The 18,459-nt window shown below is 53.5% G+C and carries 22 protein-coding genes; 16 read left to right on the top strand and 6 right to left on the bottom strand.

Features of this window, described 5'->3' with window-relative positions; translation table 11 throughout:
- Together QHL1GM_RS07180 and QHL1GM_RS07175 are read right to left on the bottom strand one after the other, a co-directional pair.
- Complete coding sequence (locus QHL1GM_RS07180) at positions 1-1,860, bottom strand: DUF4105 domain-containing protein (RefSeq protein ID WP_071693849.1); 1,860 nt, start codon at positions 1,858-1,860, stop codon at positions 1-3.
- Between the two features lie 58 nt (positions 1,861-1,918).
- Positions 1,919-2,422, bottom strand: coding sequence for a DUF3015 family protein (locus QHL1GM_RS07175; RefSeq protein WP_083570986.1), 504 nt, complete (start codon positions 2,420-2,422; stop codon positions 1,919-1,921).
- Between the two features lie 256 nt (positions 2,423-2,678).
- On the opposite strand from QHL1GM_RS07175, the gene QHL1GM_RS07170 reads away from it, so the two are divergent.
- The 3 genes from QHL1GM_RS07170 (at position 2,679) to QHL1GM_RS07160 (ending at position 4,706) form a co-directional block, all read left to right on the top strand.
- The gene (locus tag QHL1GM_RS07170) at positions 2,679-3,368 is read left to right on the top strand and encodes a VIT family protein (RefSeq protein WP_071693848.1); all 690 of its coding nucleotides are present in this window, start codon (positions 2,679-2,681) and stop codon (positions 3,366-3,368) included.
- 95 nt (positions 3,369-3,463) lie between these two features.
- Positions 3,464-4,093 (top strand): SDR family oxidoreductase, encoded by a 630-nt coding sequence (locus QHL1GM_RS07165; RefSeq protein ID WP_071693847.1) that lies wholly within the window; start codon positions 3,464-3,466, stop codon positions 4,091-4,093.
- Positions 4,094-4,100: 7 nt separating this feature from the next.
- On the top strand, positions 4,101-4,706 hold the full coding sequence (locus QHL1GM_RS07160; protein WP_071693846.1) for a trans-aconitate 2-methyltransferase: 606 nt from the start codon (positions 4,101-4,103) through the stop codon (positions 4,704-4,706).
- Between the two features lie 6 nt (positions 4,707-4,712).
- Here the strand turns inward: QHL1GM_RS07160 and QHL1GM_RS07155 are convergent, their stop codons facing one another.
- Entirely contained in the window at positions 4,713-5,615 is a 903-nt protein-coding gene (locus tag QHL1GM_RS07155; protein ID WP_071693845.1) for a LysR family transcriptional regulator, read from the bottom strand.
- A 145-nt stretch (positions 5,616-5,760) separates the two neighbouring features.
- On the opposite strand from QHL1GM_RS07155, the gene trpB reads away from it, so the two are divergent.
- The 10 genes from trpB to QHL1GM_RS07105 all read left to right on the top strand — a co-directional run bounded on the left by trpB (position 5,761) and on the right by QHL1GM_RS07105 (position 15,457).
- A complete protein-coding gene (gene trpB / locus QHL1GM_RS07150) occupies positions 5,761-6,990 on the top strand; it encodes a tryptophan synthase subunit beta (protein ID WP_071693844.1) in 1,230 nt (409 codons plus the stop codon).
- A 44-nt stretch (positions 6,991-7,034) separates the two neighbouring features.
- Positions 7,035-7,853 (top strand): tryptophan synthase subunit alpha, encoded by an 819-nt coding sequence (gene trpA / locus QHL1GM_RS07145; protein WP_071695939.1) that lies wholly within the window; start codon positions 7,035-7,037, stop codon positions 7,851-7,853.
- 907 nt (positions 7,854-8,760) lie between these two features.
- Entirely contained in the window at positions 8,761-9,522 is a 762-nt protein-coding gene (locus QHL1GM_RS07140) for a hypothetical protein (RefSeq protein WP_071693843.1), read from the top strand.
- A gap of 54 nt (positions 9,523-9,576) precedes the next feature.
- Positions 9,577-10,470 (top strand): hypothetical protein, encoded by an 894-nt coding sequence (locus QHL1GM_RS07135; RefSeq protein WP_071693842.1) that lies wholly within the window; start codon positions 9,577-9,579, stop codon positions 10,468-10,470.
- A gap of 77 nt (positions 10,471-10,547) precedes the next feature.
- Complete coding sequence (locus tag QHL1GM_RS07130) at positions 10,548-11,255, top strand: C39 family peptidase (RefSeq protein WP_083570985.1); 708 nt, start codon at positions 10,548-10,550, stop codon at positions 11,253-11,255.
- 32 nt (positions 11,256-11,287) lie between these two features.
- Complete coding sequence (locus QHL1GM_RS07125) at positions 11,288-12,097, top strand: hypothetical protein (protein ID WP_071693841.1); 810 nt, start codon at positions 11,288-11,290, stop codon at positions 12,095-12,097.
- Positions 12,098-12,280: 183 nt separating this feature from the next.
- On the top strand, positions 12,281-13,387 hold the full coding sequence (locus QHL1GM_RS07120; RefSeq protein WP_071693840.1) for a transporter: 1,107 nt from the start codon (positions 12,281-12,283) through the stop codon (positions 13,385-13,387).
- 237 nt (positions 13,388-13,624) lie between these two features.
- A complete protein-coding gene (locus QHL1GM_RS07115; RefSeq protein ID WP_071693839.1) occupies positions 13,625-13,945 on the top strand; it encodes a hypothetical protein in 321 nt (106 codons plus the stop codon).
- Positions 13,946-14,004: 59 nt separating this feature from the next.
- On the top strand, positions 14,005-15,111 hold the full coding sequence (locus QHL1GM_RS19810; RefSeq protein WP_071693838.1) for a DUF3541 domain-containing protein: 1,107 nt from the start codon (positions 14,005-14,007) through the stop codon (positions 15,109-15,111).
- Positions 15,098-15,457, top strand: a complete 360-nt coding sequence (locus QHL1GM_RS07105; protein ID WP_071693837.1) for a VOC family protein — start codon at positions 15,098-15,100, stop codon at positions 15,455-15,457. The genes QHL1GM_RS19810 and QHL1GM_RS07105 overlap by 14 nt, the downstream gene beginning before the upstream one ends.
- Positions 15,458-15,518: 61 nt before the next feature.
- On the opposite strand, the gene QHL1GM_RS07100 is transcribed toward QHL1GM_RS07105, so the two are convergent.
- Both QHL1GM_RS07100 and QHL1GM_RS07095 read right to left on the bottom strand, forming a co-directional pair.
- Positions 15,519-16,292 (bottom strand): SDR family oxidoreductase, encoded by a 774-nt coding sequence (locus QHL1GM_RS07100; protein WP_071693836.1) that lies wholly within the window; start codon positions 16,290-16,292, stop codon positions 15,519-15,521.
- Positions 16,292-16,618 (bottom strand): nuclear transport factor 2 family protein, encoded by a 327-nt coding sequence (locus tag QHL1GM_RS07095; RefSeq protein ID WP_071693835.1) that lies wholly within the window; start codon positions 16,616-16,618, stop codon positions 16,292-16,294. Before QHL1GM_RS07095 ends, QHL1GM_RS07100 begins: the two co-directional genes overlap by 1 nt.
- 90 nt (positions 16,619-16,708) lie before the next feature.
- Between QHL1GM_RS07095 and QHL1GM_RS07090 the strand changes: the two genes are divergently transcribed.
- Positions 16,709-17,083, top strand: coding sequence for a helix-turn-helix domain-containing protein (locus QHL1GM_RS07090; protein WP_071693834.1), 375 nt, complete (start codon positions 16,709-16,711; stop codon positions 17,081-17,083).
- Positions 17,067-17,537, top strand: coding sequence for a GNAT family N-acetyltransferase (locus tag QHL1GM_RS07085; RefSeq protein ID WP_071693833.1), 471 nt, complete (start codon positions 17,067-17,069; stop codon positions 17,535-17,537). Before QHL1GM_RS07090 ends, QHL1GM_RS07085 begins: the two co-directional genes overlap by 17 nt.
- Before the next feature lie 32 nt (positions 17,538-17,569).
- Here QHL1GM_RS07085 and QHL1GM_RS07080 read toward each other — a convergent pair whose 3' ends face one another.
- Positions 17,570-17,959 (bottom strand): ester cyclase, encoded by a 390-nt coding sequence (locus QHL1GM_RS07080; protein ID WP_071693832.1) that lies wholly within the window; start codon positions 17,957-17,959, stop codon positions 17,570-17,572.
- A 99-nt stretch (positions 17,960-18,058) separates the two neighbouring features.
- Here QHL1GM_RS07080 and QHL1GM_RS07075 point away from each other — a divergent pair, with 99 nt between their 5' ends.
- On the top strand, positions 18,059-18,394 hold the full coding sequence (locus tag QHL1GM_RS07075) for a zinc ribbon domain-containing protein YjdM (protein ID WP_071693831.1): 336 nt from the start codon (positions 18,059-18,061) through the stop codon (positions 18,392-18,394).
- Positions 18,395-18,459 lie beyond the last annotated feature (65 nt).

The raw sequence follows: 18,459 nt of genomic DNA, 5'->3' as shown, positions 1-18,459 counted from the left end.
TCAAAAGTAACGCGATAAACCAATACTCGCTTCGTTTGCAGAATAGTCATGCTGGAATTCAAACCGCATATCCCACTGCGTGGATAGAGCAATGCGATGCTGTACCTGCCACTCTGTTCGTTGGCGGTTGTTGTAACCCATATTAGGGCGATGAGATAACTGAATATGGGTACGCTGGCTTGGCGACCAGCTGCTGACAACGCCAGCCTCTAGCATCGGTACCGCTATCCCATCGTAATGCCGCTGTGTACGTAATTGTGCACCCGCTAACGCATAAGGTAGGTGTTGCCCCAGCGCCCACGATTTTCCACCTAGCACGTTAGCAATACCATCAAAGCAGCGTCGACAGCTTAATCGGTTTCTCTCAATGCCTGCAGATATTTGCCATGCAGTGCTTGGCAGGGTGGGAAGTGCTATGGCATTAGTATGCAGATTGGTAATGTTAAAAAGACCCAAACGGTTTAACGATACGCCTTGGTCGTTGGTATTTATTTCTACAGTGGCGATTTCAACAGCCGAATTGGGCATCCTTGCCTGATTGGTATCGAGCAAATCGTACTGAAGAGGTCGAAATCTGAGGCGAGCGCCATTATTTGAGTGGCTGTTATGGACCCCACTGAAGCTCACTAGTGAAGGTGGCGTTACCTCATGTATCGCTGGCATTGCTTCATTGCTTACATCTGCGCGGCCTGTTGGAAGGCTTAACCGTGCTTGAAGCAGTTGCCGCTCAATTTCCGGCAGTTTTTCTATATCGCCCGTTTGGCGTAAGAAAGAGGCATGGCTAAGCAGGGTGTCCAATACTTCGCTACGCTGCGCTGCTGATAAAACCGTAAACAGCGGGGCATCCATTCGTAAATCATTTTCGGAGGGCCATACAGCATTCGCTGCCCGTTGCTGATGACTATTCAGCGCATTGAATTCACGTTGAGTAGTCAGTCTTCTTGAAGGTATCTGTTGCGTTTCGACTAATAAAGGTTTGCCATGATGAGTCGTGTTGCTCAATGCCCTTAAAAGATTTTCCGGGGCTACCCAAGGGGAATAACCAGGCGTAAGGTCATCTTCTATTACCAGTTCAAGCGTTCTAGCAATGCGTGAGGCACAGTTTTGCGATAAAAATAAATACTCGTAATCTTTTCCAACAATCTCAAACAGATGGGCGGTCAATAGAGATTTTTCTGCATCCGTCAAACCTAGCTGGTAATGCCATAAGTCGCGCATCTCTCGCTCGGAATAAAGCGCTGTGTTGCGATAAAACGAAGCATTCGAAAACTGCGCATCGTAGCCACCAAAAAGGCCTTTAGCCATATAGGTAACCAGCCCTTCGTCATTCGGTACATCAGCGCCGAAATTTAAGCTGGTATCTAGCAGATATTGTGTATTGGTCGATGAGCTTTGCGTTTTTGGCGCGGAGGAGTGGAGCATTACATGGCCAAAGAAAGAGGCTGGATTGCCCAGATAGCCCGTTGCAAACATGAGGCCTATCTCAGAGTCCTGATGCTGGGCTTGCCATTCATCAAACTCGGGACACTCCGCGCTTGGCCACTGCTCACCTGTTTTGGTTGACAGCCAAACTGCGCGTGCAGGGAAGCGACAGCTTGCGTGGCTACCGGGTTCATCAGGCGGCTCGCGTAAGGCGGCAAGCGTAGCCTCTAATTCGGCCTGGGGGTCGTAACGTCCATTTTCAGCAAGGAAAAAGGCGCTGTCTATGACGGCACTTCTGGGAGGGGAAAATGGGGTTTCGCGGTCAAAGTGCAGTAGTGAAAGCCACTGTGAATCTTGAGAAAGGGTCGCTATATTTGCGTGAACAAAGGGGGAAAACAGTGAGCAAAGTAAAAGAGTCGTCAGCCAAAGCCGCCGCATGCGAAATATATCCTGTAGAAAAGCGAAGTGGGCTGGCAGGGCCAGCCCACGATAGGCATTAGCTAGCTGAACAGTTGGCAGCAGCTTGATTTAAGCTGGTGTAAAAGCTGTAGGCTTTGTCGTTATGGCTCATAGAAGAATAATTAGAGCTGGCGCTTACAGTGCTCAAATCGCTACGCAGCTGAGAAATGCTAGCAGTATCGCTAGCATCACAACCTACCAGTCCGAGCGCAGCGGAAAGGTGGTTGCCTTCCCCCATGGCTGCTTCCATGGCGAGTTGGTCATAAGTTTCATCGACAAACTGCGCTACTTTGATCGCTTCGCTTTCACAAGTTTCAGGTGAAATAGTTGCTGAAGTGACGGCAGTGGTGCCAGAGTCCCAAATAACGTTTGAAATCGCAGCTGCGGTAGTGTTTGTATCAAAAATTGCAGCGCCGATACCACAATGTTGCCACGGGTTGATGTCGCCCTGATGATCGTTAGCAAACGTGGTGGAGCTTAAAGTAAGTGCTGCTGTAGCGCCTAGCAGTGCAGCAGTAGCGGTAATAGAACGTTTTAACATGAGATCCCCTAATGATTTATTTTGTCGGTTTGAATTTTTATCTGGAGGTACCGACAAGCCTCAAGATTTGCACATTTCTTTGATGTAAATTAATGATTAATCATCATTAATCATAACAGTGTTGTCATGGTTTTTTTGTAAGCCATATCTGACATCTTTGTAAGATATGGCTTACAAAATGCCCTGAAGCGTTAAAGTCAAAAGAGGAAAACTGTTCAGTGTTTCACTGAGACGCAACCACTAGAGCAATAAACCCATGATCCATTCAGAACCACATCGATCTCACCGTACCGGTTGGCTGCGTGCCGCGGTACTGGTCGCCAACGATGGCATTGTTTCTACTAGCAGCTTGATATTGGGCGTTGCCGCAGCCAACACCACTCAAAGCGATATTATGCTGGCGGGGATTGCGGGCCTGGTGGCTGGCGCTATGTCGATGGCAGCGGGGGAGTATGTATCGGTAAGTTCGCAATCGGATACTGAAAACGCCGATCTCGACATCGAACGCAAAGCCTTGGCCGAACATTACGAACTAGAGCAGGAAGAACTCGCCGCCATCTATGAAACACGCGGTTTGACACCTGAGCTGGCGCGACAAGTCGCTGAGCAACTGATGACCAACGACGCCCTAGGTGCGCATGCGCGAGATGAGATCGGTATCACCGATACCACCCAAGCGCGCCCGCTCCAGGCAGCACTCTCATCGGCTGCGACGTTCACCATCGGCGCATTTTTACCGCTACTGGTCGCTTGGTTGGCGCCATCTTCACAGCTGATATTACTGGTAGCGTTGTTCTCTCTGCTTTTTTTAGCCTTGTTGGGCGCGATAGCTGCTCGAGTGGGGGGAGCGCCAATACTAAAAGCGGCAACAAGAGTAATGTTCTGGGGCGCGCTCGCGATGGCCTTAACATCCGCTATCGGGCACGTGTTTGGAGTGATGGCTTAAATGCCTCAACTGCTGCGGCGTGCCACGCTTCAGGGTTGAATTTCGCCTAAGTGCCTGCACTCATATGAAGGGTAAGCAATCCACAAGGAGGCGTTATGACGACGTTAGTGATTGGTGCGAACGGACAGATTGGCAAACAATTTTGCGAACTGGCGCAGCAGGCCGGTACTCCTATCAAGGCGATGATCCGCAGTGAAGAGCAGGCAGCTTGGTTTAACGAGCGCGGCATAGACACCGTGATTGCTGATTTAGAGGGTGAGTTTGAACACGCCTTTGAAGGTTGCGATCAGGTGGTCTTTACGGCGGGATCAGGTCCCCACACCGGGCCGGATAAAACCCTGATGATTGACCTTTTTGGCGCCATTCGTACTGCCGATATCGCCAAGCAAAAAGGCCTCTCCCGCTACATCATGATCAGCGCCATGCGGGCAGAACAGCCTTTGGAAGCGCCCGAGAAAATGCGCCCCTACATGGCCGCGAAATTTGCCGCTGATGCCCACCTTCGCAATAGCAGTATGCCCTACGTTATTCTCAAGCCTGGACGTTTGACCGACGAAGCCGCCAGTCAGCAGTTTGCCAGCTCGTTTGATGAAGCCGGTGATAATCAAATCTCCCGCGCTAATGTAGCCCACGTCTTGTTGCACGTGGTGCAAAGCCCAGGCGTGATTAACCAGGAGTACTTGCTATTGGATGGTAAGCGCTCGATCGATAAAATTATTGACTAACATTGCTATGAATCCAGCTGATATTGGCAGCGCCTACGATCAAATCACCCACCTATGGCAAAGCGAAAAATTCAATCTCGCTAACGGCATGGAGGCGCATGAAAGAGCGCTATCGTTTGTTAAAAATCGAGGCAGGGCGCTGCATATCGGCTGTGGCTGTACAGGCCGCTTTATAGATCTGCTGCAACAGGCGGGCTTTACCCCAGAGGGCGTGGATATTTCCGATGAAATGCTGCGCCTCGCAAAGCAGAAGCATCCAGACGTGACCTTTCACCACCAGGATATTTGCCAATGGCAGCCGCCGGAAAAATACGACTTCATCACTGCCTGGGACAGCATCTGGCATATTCCGCTGGCGCACCAGGAGAGTGTCATCACGAAGATCATCAACAGCCTGAATAAAGGTGGTGTGTTTATCTTCTCCTTTGGTGGCACGGAAGAGCCCGGCGAGAACACTGATAGCTTCATGGGGCCAGAGGTCTACTACTCCACGATTGGCACCAACGGCTTCTTATCCCTGCTGATTAAGCTAGGCGCGGTGTCCAGACACCTTGAGTACGATCAGCACCCGGAGTTGCATACTTATTTGATAGTGCAGAAGTGCCAATCGTGAATGGTATCAGCAATGCTCGTCTCCCAGCTCCCGCTTAAGCCATGCTGCCAGGGGCTCGCTGCGGTAGCTGTTGGTTTGATTGGGTAGCCAGAGGCAGAGGCGGGCGGGGGTTTCGATACTCCCCCAGGGCGCGATAAGCCGCCCGCTCTTTAGGTCGTCTTCTACCAACAACTTGGGTGCGATCGCCACGCCCAAGCCCGCCACCGCTGCTTCCATTAAGTAGTAAAGGTGATCAAACCCTTGGCCTTTGCTTAGCGCTTCTTCAAGTTGAGCCAGCTCAAGCCCTTGGGCGTTGGCCCACTGCGGCCACGCCTGTGGGCGTGATGCTGTGTAAAGCAGCTTGTTAGCCAATAGCGTTGCCGGTTTAGCTGTATCGATATGGGCTGCTAACTGCGGGCTTACCACTGCGCAGATCTGTTCCGCCATTAGCTCCATAACCTCCACATTTTCGGGCCAGGGCGGTTCGGAAAATGCCAGTGTGGCGCTGACATCCGTTTGCTTACCGGGTTGCTCGCTTTCACTCACCACGACTTTTAGCTTTAGCTGGGGCAACTCACGGTTGAGGCGATCTAACCGGGGAATTAGCCAGCGGGCCAAAAGACTGCCAGGGCAGGCCAGGGTGAAGGGCGCTTCTTCCACTTCATGCTTGAGCACGGCACAACTATCTTTCAAGCGAGCGAAGGCTTCGCCCACACCGCTTTGTAACCGCTCGCCGTGCGGTGTTAGCGCAATTCCTCGGCCCGATTTTACGAAAAGCGCCACGCCAAAATGCTCATCCAAGCTTTTTAGTTGGCGGCTAACCGCTCCATGGGTAACGCTTAGCTCATCGGCAGCGGCGGTCACGCTGCCCAACCGGGCAGTCGCTTCAAAGGCCCGTAGGGCGCTAAGCGGGGGCATGCTATGTTGCATGGGGTGTCCTGCTAACAGTTGACTAAATCTCACATATTGATGACATCTTATCGATTTTTATCCCCACCTGCCTGCGCTACTTTCATTGCACTGTTTTCACTGAACGGTTTTCACTGACTGTTCGATAACGCATTCAGAGGTCGTGATGAATCAACCTATAGACTTATCCAAGAGCCTACCCGATGCCAATGGGCTATTTGGCAGTTTCGGTGGGCGTTTTGTCGCTGAAACGCTGATGCCGCTGATTTTAGAGCTGCAAGACGAATACGCCACCGCTAAAAATGATCCCGAATTCCAGCGCCAGCTAGCTTACTTTCAGGGTGATTACGTGGGGCGGCCCAGCCCGCTCTACTTTGCCGAGCGGCTGACCGAGCACTTTGGCGGGGCAAGTATTTACCTAAAGCGCGAAGAGCTAAACCACACCGGCGCCCACAAGATTAATAACTGCATTGGCCAGGTGCTGCTGGCCAAGCAAATGGGCAAAAAACGCATCATCGCCGAAACCGGCGCGGGTATGCACGGCGTGGCCACCGCCACGGTGGCGGCACGTTTTGGCCTGCCCTGCGTGATCTATATGGGCACTACGGACATCGAACGCCAGCAGACCAACGTGTTCCGCATGAAGCTACTGGGCGCAGAAATCGTCCCGGTCACTTCCGGCACCGGCACGCTCAAAGACGCCATGAACGAGGCGCTGCGCGACTGGGTCACCAACGTCGACGACACCTTCTACATTATTGGCACTGTCGCCGGGCCGCACCCGTATCCTGCTATGGTGCGCGACTTCCAAGCGGTGATCGGCCATGAAACCCGCGCGCAAATGCTGGAAAAGAAAGGTCGCCTGCCGGATTCGCTGGTGGCCTGCGTGGGCGGTGGCTCAAACGCTATTGGGCTGTTTCACCCGTTCCTTGATGACCCAGGGGTCAAGATGATTGGCGTAGAAGCGGGTGGCAAAGGCGTGAAAAGCGGCCTTCACGCCGCCAGCCTTAACGGTGGTACGCCAGGGGTGCTGCACGGTAATCGCACCTACCTGCTGCAAAATGAAGATGGCCAGATTATCGACGCCCACTCGATTTCCGCAGGGCTCGATTACCCCGGCATTGGCCCAGAGCACGCATGGTTGCACGAACAGGGGAGGGTCGAGTACGTCTCCGCCACTGATGACGAAGCGCTGGAAGCTTTCCAGATCTGCTGCCGTCAGGAAGGCATTATTCCCGCCCTGGAAACCGCCCACGCTTTGGCGGAAGTCGCCAAGCGCGCGCCTACGCTGCCCCGGGAGCACCTAATGGTGGTCAACCTTAGCGGCCGTGGAGACAAAGACATGATGAGCGTGGCCCATCATCTTGGTGACAAGTTCGGAGTGAAAAGCTTATGAGCGCAATCCAGGACAACGCTATGAACGATGTTGTGAACGACGCTATGAGTAACCCCTCTCGTCTTGAAAACTGCTTTGCTGCGCTCAAGCAGCAAAACCGCCCGGCGCTGGTCAGCTACCTAACGGCCGGTGACCCAGACGCCGAGACCTCCCGCCGCCTGCTGCACGGGCTGCCCGCGGCAGGGGTGGATATCATCGAGCTGGGAATGCCGTTCAGCGACCCCATGGCAGATGGACCCGCCATTCAAAAAGCAGCGCTGCGCGCCCTGAAAAACGGCCAAACCCAAGCCAAAACGCTGGAAATGGTGCGGAGCTTTCGAGAAGAAAATAGCACTACGCCAATTGTGCTGATGGGCTACTACAACCCGATTTTTTGCTACGGCGTTGAGCGCTTTCTAGCGGATGCCGCCAGCGCTGGGGTAGATGGCCTGATTGTGGTGGATCTGCCGCCTGAACACGACGAAGAACTCTGCCAGCCAGCGGCCCAGCACGGTATTGATTTTATCCGTTTGGCCACCCCGACCACCGATGCTAAGCGGCTGCCTAAAGTGCTGGCAAATGCCTCTGGGTTTATCTACTACGTCTCCGTGGCGGGTGTCACCGGCGGTAACGCTCCCACGCCGGAAAGGCTGGAAAGTTCGGTTGCCCAGCTGCGCGAACACACGGATTTGCCCATCGCGGTTGGCTTCGGCATACGCACCGCCGAACAAGCTGCCACTATTGGCCGCTTTAGCGATGCAGTCGTCGTCGGCTCTGCGCTAGTCGACTGTATTGAACACGCCAACACCCCTGATAAAGCCGTTGAGCGGGTGCACGGCCTGGTCAGCGAGTTGGCCGAAAGCGTAAGGGCGTGTAGGGAGTAATTTAAAATACGAACACGGCATGCGTACATGCCGTGATAAAGTAGCTAAATACAATTGAGAGTGGGGTTTCGTAAACGCCACCACTACGCTTTTAAACGACCTACTGCATACTTTTGCAGGATGCTGGTAACCAGCATTTAATAAGAATACCTACAGCTAAGGCTTTCTTCTGCAGCCCGCGCAGGAAGAAAGCATGGCTTTCATGAGTGATTCTTTATTTAATCTGCCTTTTTTTAACCTCCTGAATAACTATCAGGAGGTTTTTTTGTTCTGAATAGTTGTTTTAAGGAAAAAGTTAACTTCCAGATCTGCAGAGAGTTAAAACGCCTTTTTATTTCCTCTACCAGAGTTTATACCGTTGAGTAGGGGCTAATGAATCCAAGTCAATGTGGCGCCTAGTCGTCATTGAGTATGGTGGAATATCCCTTTTTTTGATGAGCTAAGTGCCTAATTTGATAGTCACTATGCCCCGTGAATCAGCATCCGCTTCGGCCGATGAAAATGCTACACCCTTGGTTATCTATCATGGTTTGGTTTGAGATATTAAACCTTCGTATAAGCGTGAATGGTTCGATTGATAGGTTTTTGTATTGCTTTTAAAGAATTACACAACGTTTAAATAAGCGTCACTTTTCCGCTAGCTATGACTTTCTTTAATTTAAGAAATATTGCATCCGCTAAACTTTTATATGTCCGTAAATTAAACTAATAGTACTAGTTAAGTAGCATTTAATTATCTATTTTTAGCCTTTTGTACATGAACAAAACCAACGCATCCTTCGGCAAATATCAGGTTTAACGCGACCTGTTCCTCTCTTATTCTGTTGACAAAGGTTTCAGAGTTATATTTTTTGTGAATTTATGTATTCGCATTGTGACAGAAGTCCTACGGCTACAGGTATCAACAATGATTGCGAAACTAGCGGCAGCCAAACAGCAGCATGATCAGAGAATCTGCAATCGCCAACAATTTAACGTCGCACTACGCCCAGTAGCGCCTGCCAAATTTAAGCGAGCTCTTCAGGGTGTACCCCTGCTGACAAAAGGGTTAGCAACCCTGGTCCTGTCCGGTTTCATCGCTAGCGCTTGGGGGCAGGAGAGCTTTCAAGACGACAGCTTTCATCGGGTTTTCACCACTACTTACCGTGCCGCTTCCCTTATTGATGGTCGCTCCCTCAGCAATGTACAGGGGGCCATCAACGTCAACATGGCATCAGGTTACGGCAATCTGCAGAGCAATTCCGGTGTTATTGCCATGGGAGATTATGCCCTGGCCAATAACATCGTGGTGCAGATCGCCACTTCGAACAATCGCCTCGAGCCCCAACAGGCCAGTGCAGTGATCAAGGATCAGGCACTGAACCAAGCGGTGGGCTGGATATCCGTCAACCAGGCGGCGGGGCAAGCGAATGTGCAGAGCAACACCCTGAGTGTGGCGCTGGGCATAAGGGGCAGTTCTCTGACCAGCGAATCGCTGAGCCAGGTGCTGTCCAGCAAGCAGGAGTCGATGGAAGACGCGGAGGGCAATGCGTCGTCGGGACGGGTCGAGATCGAGGAGTCGGCCTTCGCCGGGTCACGCGGCGTCATCCAAGTGAATCAGTCGGCTGGAATGGGCAACGCTACCGGGAACCATGTGGGTATCCGCATGACGTCCAGTGCTAGCAGGTAGTAGTGCCTTCGTAAATCAAGAGCAAGACTCGCAGTTTCATTCAGGAGAAAGACAATGAAAACATTCGCAAAAGCACCACTCGCAGTCGCTATCGCCGCTCTTCTTGCGGCACCCTATGCGCTGGCCAATGATTTTAACACCGACTCCGATCTAGACGTGGATGTCGACAACGATATCACGGTCGCACTTACACATGAAGTCACTAACGCAATCGACGTGGATGTCGATTTGACTGTGACAGCTACGGATGCGGATCACTTCGCCGCGGCTACTATCGACCGTAAGCAGTTCACCGACGATAATGCCGTTAAATCAGAGCTGAGTGATAACAATTCTACCGTCACCGGGTCTGGAAACGGCGCTACCGGTAATATCGGCATCAACGTGGCATCCGGTGATCTCAACAAGCAGGCCAATGATACGGCCATCGCCAGTGGCGAATCCGATGCTGGTGGCAATGGCCCAGGGGCTTCTTCAATGTTCTGGTGGACCCCCGGTGGTGGCTCCGCGGATGATGATGCTTCCATGGTCTTTGCCAAGGCCGCGACCTTTGCGATCCAGTCTTCCTCAAACAACCGCTACTACAACGATGGCACTACGAACAACGCGTCGCTTGATAACTCTCTGAACAACGTATCCGGTAACATCGGCGCTAACGTTGCTGCTGGCGCTGGTAATGTTCAGAACAATGCCATGACGTTGGCAGTCGGGCAGGGTAGCTCTGCCGAGGCCTCCACCGGTGGTGTGCAGGTGTCTTACAATAACATGTCCGACAATGACCTCGTTGTAGAATCCGCTAACTGGTGGTCGGTCGAGCTTACAGGTAACACCAACACTGCTGCGATGAACAATTCACTGGCAAATGCCAGCGGCAACGTGGGTGTCAACATCGCCTCAGGCAACGGCAATATGCAAAGCAACACCCTGTCCATCGCTCGCGCGCAGTGATCGGTATCAGGTGATTCAGCCCGGCCCGCTCTGCGGGCCGGGTTTTTCAAATCTAAACGCTTTGCAGGAATCTAGGTATGAAAACCGTTGCGATAGCGCTGCTCAATCTAGCGTTTATAACGGGTATCTCGTTACCCGCTAAACAGGCGGATGCCGCGCCGATCAGGCTGGGTAATGTCGTGCCTGGCACCTTAGTAACGAAAAACGTGAAGTCGATACGTGAGCTTCGCTTTGAGAATCTTATCCCGCAGGAAACAGATTTTTCCTGCGGTGCGGCATCCCTGGCAACCATCCTCAAGTATGCCTACGGCTGGTCAGATGTGACCGAGGTGGATGTTCTCGAGGGAATGTTTGCGGTTAGCGATCCCGAAATAGCGCGGCGCATGGGCTTTTCCCTACTCGACCTGCGCAACTATGTGGAATCCATTGGCTTGCGTGCCAGGGGCTATGAAATCGAGGGCGATGCACTGGATGCCGTCTCGATTCCCGTCATCGTGCTGCTTGATCTCGCTGGCTATCAGCACTTCGTGGTGATGAAAAAGGTGGTAGGGGACCGCGTCTATATTGGCGATCCCGCGTTGGGAAATAAGGTCATGGATCGCTCTGAGTTTATCGATTCCTGGAACAACGTCATCTTTGCTGTCATCGGTGAGAACTTCGACACACACACTGTGTTGCTCGACCCGGCTCAACCGTTAACGGCACGGCGCCTGACAGATGTCTTCTCCCCGGTGCCCGCGCAGCAATTGCTGGACTTCGGGTTTCGCCATGCCGAGGTGTTCTGACCGTTTATCACAATGATCAAAAGGGTGGAAATATGAACGGGCATGAAAGTCAGCGACGCTGGCGAGGCACGAAGATCGTGTCACTAATTGGCATCTCCATAATGGTAACGACCACGCCCCAGTCACAGGCGGCAGCCGTAGCTACTGATTTCAGTGATCCGACCTTCCAAAATGGCAGGCAGTTGCCGGATCATGAACTGGCACAGCTACGCGGTAAGGCAGTCAATAGCCGCGAGATACTCTTTTTTGGCGTGGAAATGTCGACGCGCTGGCAAACCTCGGCAGGGGAGGATATTCATGCGCGAGCAAATCTGGGCTTTGACATGGCCGGTGCCCAGCCGTCACCTCAGTTTTCCACCCACATAACCTCCACCACGCCGGAAGAGTATGTGGCTTATCAGCAGGCTATAAACAACACGGCTCCCGGGCTAAGCACTGGCAGTATTAATGCCGAGGGGGTCGTACAGCTGGTACAGGCGGGCGGTGATTTCAATAGCGCCAATAACGCCTTCTGGGTAGACGTGGGTCAGGATGCAGGGCGCGGCAGCAGTCTGCCAGCCAACAACAAGCTGACTGAAACCACGCAGAGCGGAGCCCAGGTGGCAATTGGCAGGCAGGCTGGTGAATTGGGAATGACGCTATCCGTACCTGGGGCCGGGGTGGCAAGCCAAGGCATACGCTCAAGCCAAGGGTTGCATCAGTCCATTCGGCTTACCAGCGATCACCAGCAGATCAGCAACATGACGCGCTTACACGTCCAACTAGGGAAAACTTCGAATACTGGTATTACTAATGAGTTCAAATACTTGCTGCAATCAGTTCGCTCACTGGAACGCCTTTAGTGAAATACTAATTTAATCCTGTTTTGTGTCTAAAAGGCCGATAATTATCGGCTTTTTTAATGTTTATCTTACTTAGGCTATTGCCTGATAGGCTGACGGAGGGTATTAAGAAGTTGCGCCCTCCTTCGTGGGAGAAGGATAAGGCACATGCTCGTAACGAGTTCATATTCAAGGGAGTTAACGATGCTGGATAATAAATCGACAAACCAGACGCATTCTGCCGGCTGTCCACTTTCGCTGTCGATACTTCTCCTGGCTGCCGCGAGTGTCTCGCCGGTGGCCATGGCACAGGGCACAAATGAAGAGGTTGTTCGAGAAGCTCAACCCAGCCAAAGTGTGCAAAACGTTTTACGCGAAGAACATGCGCTTTTCTCTGATCGTTTGACGATCGAACCAGGAATTAGCTACTCGTATTCCGACCGTAGCAACTTAGCCCTGAGTGGGTTTCTGGCTCTAGACGCGATCTTTCTGGGTAATATAAACGTCGATACAGTAGAGAGCCACACGACAACTTTTGACTTGAATACTCGTTACGGCGTGACAAATCGGCTGGAACTAGAGCTGATGATTCCTTACGTCTATCGAAGCAGCCGCTATGAAACTATTGGTGCTGGTGCGTCAACGGGTGGGTTAGTCGAAGAAACCGTTAACGAGGGCGACCTTGGGGATATCAGTGCTGGTATATATTATCGGCTTTTACCCGAGGCCGAAGTTAGGCCCGACATTGTCTGGAATTTTTCCGTTCGGGCACCGACCGGCAAGCATCCTTACAATATCAGAACCAATAGCAGGATCGTGGATGACGGTGAGGGTGGGTTTGAGAACTTGACGGTACCGACCAGCCTTCCAACGGGTAATGGTGTATGGGGCGTGAGCTCTGGCCTCTCGTTTCTCAAGACCTTGGACCCAGCCATCATTTTCGCCAATATTGGCTATACCCATAACATCAAGCGCAGCTTTGACGATATAGGCTCAAGCGAAGAGAACGTGCCAGGCGAGGTGAATCTTGGCGACAGTATTCGTTTAGGGTTTGGTACCGCCTTTGCCTTGAATGAGCGCTTCAGTCTTTCCATGTCGTTTACGCATCAGCACGCTTTTGAAACGAAAGTCACCACCGATGGAGGGTCAGAGCAAACTGTTATAGGTAGCAGCGCCAATGCAGCCTCTGTCAATTTCGGTGCTACCTATGGCCTTTCGGACTCCACGTCGATCGTTACCAGTGTCGGTATCGGTTTGAGTGACGATGCACCGGATTTCACGCTCAATTTCCGTATGCCTTTCCAGATCTAGACTACCGCAATACCCCTGTGCTTATTCAGGCGCAGGGGCCCACCTAGCAAGTCTTCTTTCACACTCTACACTCGGCCAACTCCCCCGCTTGATCGCTTTCAGTGGGGAAATTGCAGTAGGGAAAATAACTTGCCAACGCTGACCGTATAGCGCATAGCTATAAGCGGGGCGCCGCCACCGGTTTCAGCCCAGCAATCCGCTATCACCTTTTGATGTTCTATAAAACTGAGGGAAACAATGGGAAAGCTCTTTTCACTAATCGTAATAGTAGCGCTTGGCTACGCGGGCATTTACTTCTATTACGGCGTTGTCGTTGAGCGGGAAATTCAAGAACAGCTGGATGACCGCGGCCTTTCCGCTGTTAGCATCGATAACGTTGAGTATGATTTGCTGGCGCCTGTTAGTACTTCGGCGGAAATCGCCGTCACCGTCACTTATCGCGGCTCACAAGCAACGCTGGATTTGGCAGTGCAGGGCCATCCCCTGTTTTCTGATGAAGTAACAGTCGAAGTTGATGGCCTACAAGCACTACGGCTGGGCATCAGCTTCGGGCAGTAAGCGGTAGCCACACATGCTGCTCCACGCCTATCGTTAGTGAACACCACCAAGGATTCGGCATGGTAAAGCTCTTTTCACTGATGATTGTGCTGGCGTTGGCCGGCTGCGCCGCCATGGAGCCGCATGCGGAGCGTGACGTCCAGCGCGACGTCGGTCTGGCCATCCAGGAGGTCTACGAGCGGGCGCTGCCGACGCTATCCGAAGACAAGCAGCGCCACTTTGCCCAGCGGCTCTACCGCCTGACTGGCGAGCAGCGCTGGTGGGCCCTCAATCATGTCTACGGCGAGCGTCTACTGACGCGACTCGAGGAGGACATCGTCGGCCTGGCCAAGCCCGGGTACGCGGCTGCCCGCAGCCGGGCGATCGTTGCCGACTACTCCCAACGCACGGCCAAGCAGCGCGCCCGGCGCGCCATGCTGGGTGAGTGGGGGGAGATCGCCTTCGCCCGGGGGCTGCTGTTCCGGCTGGTCCAGGCCGAGTACTACGGCCTGCTGCCGACCATTGAGAACCACGAGCGGGCGCTGGGCTACCAGGCAGAGGTTGACTGGGCGGCCTTCCTGACCGACCCCGCGGTGATCGGGATCTATGCTGCTCAGGTGGCCAACCAAGCCTACTTCCTGCACCAACTCGGCGTGATGGACCTGCGCCGGGAGGTGGAAGCAGCCTTCCGACGCCACTACCCGCCTGATCGAGTCGCCGAGCTCGACGACGCCGAGTACCATAACTGGCTATATGGCCTGACCCACTTCGTCATCGCTGACAGCCGCTACTACCAGCGGAAGGTGGACCCGGAAATGCATGCTTGGGTGCTGGAAGCGCTGGAGCGGGAGACGGTCGGCATCATGGCCCGGGCCACGGCCGACATCCAAGCCGAGGTGGCATTGGCCTTGCTGCTTGCCGACCGCGAGGATCACCCGCTGGTGGACCGGGTGCGTGAGGCGCTGGTGGCGGCGGTGGACCCGGCCAGCGGCATCATCCCCTCGGCCACTGGGGAAAAGGGACTGGCGGGTGGTGAACACCGCAACGTTCTGGCAATAATGGTGTTGCGCTGGCCGGGCCGCCTGCATCCCGGCCCCGACCTCTCGGACGGGCTTGGCGGGCGCTCAGCCGAATTCACAGGCAGTCGCTATCCACAAAATAAAGGAGCAGGGCATGAACCAACATGAAAAGCTCAACTACGTCGAACTCGCTGCCAAGGACTTGAACGCCACCAAAACCTTTTTTTCAGCGGTGTTTGGCTGGGAGTTCACCGACTACGGCCCGGAATACAGTGCGTTTTCCAACCAGGGCTTGGATGGCGGCTTCTACCAGGCGGACGCCTGCAGCCGTACCGACAACGGCGCCGCCCTGCTGGTGTTCTACAGCGATCACCTGGAAGCTACTTACAACAAGGTGGTGGACCACTGCGGCCAGATTATAAAGCCAATTTTCGAGTTCCCAGGCGGCTTTCGTTTTCACTTCATCGAGCCCAGCGGCAACGAGTTTGCTGTGTGGTCAGAAAGGCGGGCCTAAGGCCAGTCGAGATCGCCGATATTAGCGATATAAGCTAGGTGATCTCAATTTCCTGCCACCCTCAAACAACAGGCACGGTACCGCCATCGATCACGTACTCCGTTCCTGTGATCGTAGCCGCCAGCGGTGATGCCAGAAACGCAATCAGGTTGGCCACTTCCGCAGGCTTCGAAGGGCGGCCAATCGGGATGCCGCCCAGTGAATTCATGATGATCTGCTTGCCGCCTGCGTAATTGGTGCCTGCCTCTTGGGCAATCCGCTCGGCCAGCGCAACGGCAGCTTCCGTCTCGATCCAGCCCGGCGAAACCCGAACCACACGCACCCCTTTGGTTGACACTTCCTTGGACAAGCTCTTGCTATAGGTGGATAGCGCTGCCTTAGCCGCCGCGTAAGCCGTGGTCGACTCGGGCAGGGGGAGCTCACGCTGAATGGAGGTCACGTGGATAATCACTCCATCACCCTGGGCCAGCATGCCGGGCAGCAGGGCGCGATCTAGCCGCACGGCGGGAAACAGGTTGGTGTCGAGTTCGCTCTGCCACTCCTCCTCCCCAAGGGCAGCGAACCCACCGCCGGGCGCGGATGAACCCCCCAGCACATGAACGATAATATCCACTCCGCCCAAGCGTTCGTTGACCGCATCGGCCACCGTGGCACAGCCTTCGGCCGTCATCAGGTCAGCGGCGACAAACAGCTCATCAGGCTGGTCGGCGGGGCGAGTACGGGCGGTGGTCAGTACCTGCGCGCCTTCCTCGCGAAAGAGTGACACCACAGCAGCGCCAACCCCTTTGCTACCACCGGTGACCAATACACGTCGCCCGTTCAAGTTCAGGTTCATTAGTGGATCTCCAATGACTGGATTTGCGACTCGTCAAGCTGGAAAGTGTGGTCAAGTTGAACCGGGCTGCCGGGAAAGTTGCCGGTCACAGTGGCGGTAACCACCATCGTGTTGCCTTGTTGGGAAACACTGACCGGCTCGACGCTATACTCAATTTTGGCACGGGTAGCGCGCATCCAAGCTTGAATAGCGGGTCGCCCGCGGTGCAATTCTCCTTCGTCAAACACACAGGCATCTTGGGTGAAGTAATCCGCAATGTGGGTGTCATCCGCACCGTTGCTGATGTTGAAGTAGGTGGTGATCGCGTCTGGCAGTGACAAGCTCATGGTGGTCATCTCTCGCAAGGTAATGTGAGAGAATATTCTGCCCAGGCTGACGCGTTATCAAGAACGCACAAAAAGGTAAGTGGCTTACCAATGAGAAAGATTTATACGCCCACTACCGCCGCAAGCGATGTGGAAAATGTATTAAAAATGCTGGAAGGGCGCTGGAAGCTCATCATTCTCTTTCATCTCTTCGATGGAAAAGTGCAGCGCTACTCCGATTTCGGAAAACTCATCCCCGATATCTCCCAGAAAATGCTCGCCCAACAGCTGCGCCAACTGGAAGCGGATGGCATCGTGGCCCGAAAGGTCTATCCCCAGGTGCCGCCGAAAGTGGAATACCGCCTGACCGAATGGGGGCAAACGCTCTGCCCGGCGCTGGATGCCTTGCTAAAGTGGGCAGAACAGAAGGATCACTTCAACGACCCTGCCGAGCAGAACGAACAAGACGATGCCGCTATTCAATGAGAGCCGCCTTTTGCACTACCGCACCATGACCATCAACGACTATGAAGCCGCCATTGCCCTGTGGAGCGAAAGTGAAGGCGTGCGGCTGCGCGATGCCGATTCACGGGAAGGCATCGAGAAGTACCTGCTTCGCAATCCCGGCCTGAGCTTTGTGGCCGAAGTGGAAAAAGGAGTAGAAGGAAAGCTGGTGGGCACAATAATGGCCGGCCACGATGGCAAGCGCGGCTATGTTCAGCACTTGTCAGTATCGGACTCCCACCGTAGAGCAGGCATCGCGACACAGCTGGTAAACCTTTGCCTGGAAGCGCTGAAAAATGAAGGCATCCTGAAATCACACCTGATGATTCTGGCCGAGAACGAAGCCGCCCAGAGGTTCTGGGCCAATCAGGGGTGGGCTTGCCGATCCGATATTCTGCTCTATTCGTTTGTTAACGGGGATAACCAGAACGTTTAGCTAGGCAAACCATGCACAACGTGGATAGCGCTTTAACCAAGCTGAGCTTCAATCGCGGTCTTGTCGATCATCGACCAGACTTCCTGAATCTTATTATCGTGGAAGCGGTAGAACGCGTTCTCGCAAAACGTCACTTTTCTGCCATTCACGGCAAGGCCGAGGAAGCTACCTTTCGGCGTGACATCGAATCGCAGCCTGCACGCGACATGTGGTGAATCAATGGCCAATAGCTCAATTTTGAAGTGAAGGTCCGGTATCTGCTCGTAATCGGCTTCCAGCATGGCGCGATAGCCATCAACCCCTAGGCGCCTGCCGTTGTGGTAGACATCGTCATGCACGAACTGGTCAAGGTTCGTCCAGTCCTGATTATTAAGGCAGGTGATGTAATCCCGGTATATTGCTTCAAGGTCATGTTTGTTCATCCTGGTTCTCCTTTCCTGGGCAGGCGTGAAGGCATTCGCCAAGGGTATAAAGGCTTAGTATCATAAGCAGCCTAAACCAAACCACAGAAGTCATCATTCATGTCGTGCCCACCTTGCCCCAATTGCCAATCAGAATTCGTCTATCAGGATCAAAGCCTGTTCATCTGCCCCGAGTGTTCCCACGAATGGAACCCTTCAGAGACTGAGGCGGAAGATGCCGTGACGGTAAATGATGCCCACGGCACGCTGTTAGCGGAAGGCGATAAGGTAACTATGATCAAAGACCTCAAGGTCAAAGGTAGCTCATTGGTACTCAAGGTAGGCACCAAAGCCGTTATCAAGCGGCTTGTGGATAGCAAAGATCACCAACTGGACTGCAAGGTCGACGGTGTCGGCGACATGATGGTAACCGCCCATTTCGTTAAGAAGGCCTGACGGACGCTGTGATGCTAAGCGAATCAATGCTGATTGCCGTTTATCTGGATAGCGTTATCCGTGCT

The organism is Halomonas sp. QHL1, assembly GCF_001882345.1.
Classification (GTDB): Bacteria; Pseudomonadota; Gammaproteobacteria; order Pseudomonadales; family Halomonadaceae; genus Vreelandella.
Note: the sequence above shows the minus strand (reverse complement) of the source record. Positions and strands in the feature narration are given on the sequence as shown.